Annotated in this window: 3 protein-coding genes and 1 pseudogene; 2 read left to right on the plus strand and 2 right to left on the minus strand. The window is 63.4% G+C overall.

What is annotated here, in order from left to right:
* Window positions 1-88: 88 nt before the first annotated feature.
* Window positions 89-307, minus strand: coding sequence for a hypothetical protein (locus tag ACFWAY_RS53470; protein ID WP_378516501.1), 219 nt, complete (start codon window positions 305-307; stop codon window positions 89-91).
* 60 nt (window positions 308-367) lie between these two features.
* Window positions 368-556, minus strand: a pseudogene (locus ACFWAY_RS53475) (NADPH-dependent FMN reductase); the annotation flags it as partial.
* A gap of 844 nt (window positions 557-1,400) precedes the next feature.
* Here ACFWAY_RS53475 and ACFWAY_RS53480 point away from each other — a divergent pair.
* Both ACFWAY_RS53480 and ACFWAY_RS53485 read left to right on the plus strand, forming a co-directional pair.
* Window positions 1,401-2,012, plus strand: coding sequence for a hypothetical protein (locus ACFWAY_RS53480; RefSeq protein ID WP_378516502.1), 612 nt, complete (start codon window positions 1,401-1,403; stop codon window positions 2,010-2,012).
* A gap of 175 nt (window positions 2,013-2,187) precedes the next feature.
* Window positions 2,188-2,487: helix-turn-helix domain-containing protein (locus ACFWAY_RS53485; protein WP_378516503.1), on the plus strand; the 300-nt coding region annotated here is incomplete at its 3' end.

Consider the following 2,487-nt stretch of genomic DNA (forward strand, 5'->3'; position numbering starts at 1 on the left):
CCGCCGGCCCCCATGTTCATCGACAGGGAGATCAGCTGTCCGTCAGCAGGGACGAACGTGTCCGCCTACAGGGAGGTTGGCATGTCCGCTAGCAGGGCATGAAGTAGATCGTCCAACATGCCTGCTCGTCGCTGATCCCGGCGATCCCCGCTGCTGCGGCCGTCGAGGCTCGTGTTTCCGCATTGTCGCGCAACTCCAACGGACCGCCCAGCCACATGCCGGTGTGCTGCAGGCCCGTCGCCGTTTCCGGCGGGCAGACACGGCAGAACTCCGGGTGGATCTGCCATGGGCTTGCGGTACAGGTCATAGGCCAGATGGGCTCGAGGGCAAGGGAATGATGGTGTCGCTGTCCCAGTGGACCTTTTGATCAGGGGTCATGGGAGCTAGCGAATCCGACAGGAGCGGGAGTGACGAACACGAACGGATCGGCACGGTCGATAGTCGCACTCCAGTCCATCGTGTGCGGGTGGGGGCATGGACGCAGCCGTGGATGATTTGGTTCGTCCATCATCGGGGGTTTTAGCTCGCCCAAGTCGACCATCTCCACGGTGAACCCGCCGTGCTCGACCGACCGTAGACGAGATGAACCATTTCGCGACTTTGCCCCCGACCCGTCCGGAACATGTCCTGGCGATCACCACTTGCACCGTCGGGTTCTTTGCACTTGACTCGAGTATGACTGTTACCCGAGTTAAATCGAGGTCGAGTGGTCCAGCTGAGACCGTTCGCGGAAACTGTATGGGCGGAGTCTATTCCATGGATTACGACCAATCGACAGGACTGCAACCAGTAGGGCCAACACCGTAGGACTGCTCATACCCACAAGTGTGGGACTGGTCTACCGGCGCGGGGACGTGTACGGGACGACCCAGGCGTTACTTCGACTCCTCACCACACCCGCGCTCCGTAACGGGAGGGCCGCTCGTGCCCGTGAACTCGCCTGCTACAACCACTTTCAGCGCATGAGGCAGCGACACGTCGACCACGGAATCAACTGCACGGAGCGAACAGGCGTAGACGAATGAACCGGCCGGACTCATCGAGTGGGATACTGATTAGCGGCATTGAGGACGCCCGCCGACGGGGAGGGGCGTAACCATCAGCTGACGTTGTCTGCCGACGTTCGGCGGCTAACCGTAGGACTAACTCACCACCGATCCGACCTGGCGCTGACATGGGACCGTACGGTCTCCCGCCTGCGGCGAAAGACTGGCCGGACGGAGACGGCTCCAATCGGGTGACATCGTTCAAATCGGTGTCACCGCGGTTGCCTTCACCAGCCAGCACCGCCCCGGTCCCGACACGTCGCAGGTACGAATCTTTTCGCGGCCCTCGCGGAGCACCGCATCACCTTCGACGAAGACGCGGCACTCGCGTATCTGTCCGCCCGGGACGATACCGTGTCCGAGAACAGTGTGAGCCCAGTCCAGGATCGACTTCGCTATACCGACGAACAACTCAAGCAGGAGGCGCACGACCTTGCCGATCGCGTTCGCCAGTCCATGCCTTACTGCGCCGCAGAACGTGACTACTGCGCGTTCACGCTGACCTCGACGAGTGACCTACTCGAGAAACTGTCCCGGTCGATGATGGTCATGCTAGAGGCCGAAGCGGCCGGCGCTCTCCCCGACGCACTCCCGTTCAGCGCCCTCGCGCACATCTACTTCAACACGATATGGGAGCTGAGCAGGGCAATCACAGTAGAACCCTTCCCGGCCTCGACGCCCGCAGGCACAGGCACCCGGTACCCGATCATCGACAGCGACGTAATCGAGGGCATGGCAACACTGTTCGAAGCCTTCGGATCCCTGCTACTCGACCACGGCTACCGGCCGACACACACACCGGACCATGAGGACCCCCTGGCACTGGCGACGAAGGCAATCGTGCGCGCCTCCGCACTCCGGTCTCGACGCTCGATCTGCCAACCCTCCATCCGCGAGCCGTCACCGCCGTCAACGTGCTCCTCGACGCCGTCGCCGACCCGTGGGGTCTGGCCTCGTGGTGGCTGACCCCCTCCGCACGCCTGCCCGACCGGCGGATCCTGGCCGACCTCGCCGGCCGATCCCGGCCCCGCAGCCCGCCAGAAGCTCGACTCGTCTGCGCGGTGCTTCCCTACTAAAGATGTTTCGGTAATAGGGTGTGTCGTTGCACGGGATTCACACCGTGCTGCTGGATCATTGATGAATGGCAGGTAAGGAAACCGGTTCGCGCGAGGGATCGGATGCCCGGAAAGTCAAGCAGCGCGGCGGTCGCCGGGATCTCGAGGCGTTGCGTGACCGGCGGATGCGGGCGGCGGAGATGTTCGCCGCGGGACGACGACAGGTCGATGTCGCGGTCGAGTTGGAGGTCTCCCAGCAGACCGCCTCACGCTGGTATCGACAGTGGACCCAAGGGGGCAACGAGGCGTTGGAAGGTGCCGGTCGCGCGGGACGCCGACCCCGGCTCGATGACGCCCAGATCGAGGCGATCCGAGAGGAACTGCTC

The organism is Rhodococcus sp. NPDC059968 (assembly GCF_042738615.1).
In the GTDB taxonomy this organism is placed as follows: Bacteria; Actinomycetota; Actinomycetes; order Mycobacteriales; family Mycobacteriaceae; genus Rhodococcus_F.

Bases quoted from the DNA above. Each gene is read 5' to 3' on its own strand.
- ACFWAY_RS53470 (WP_378516501.1), bottom strand. From the start codon at position 307: ATGACCTGTACCGCAAGCCCATGGCAGATCCACCCGGAGTTCTGCCGT.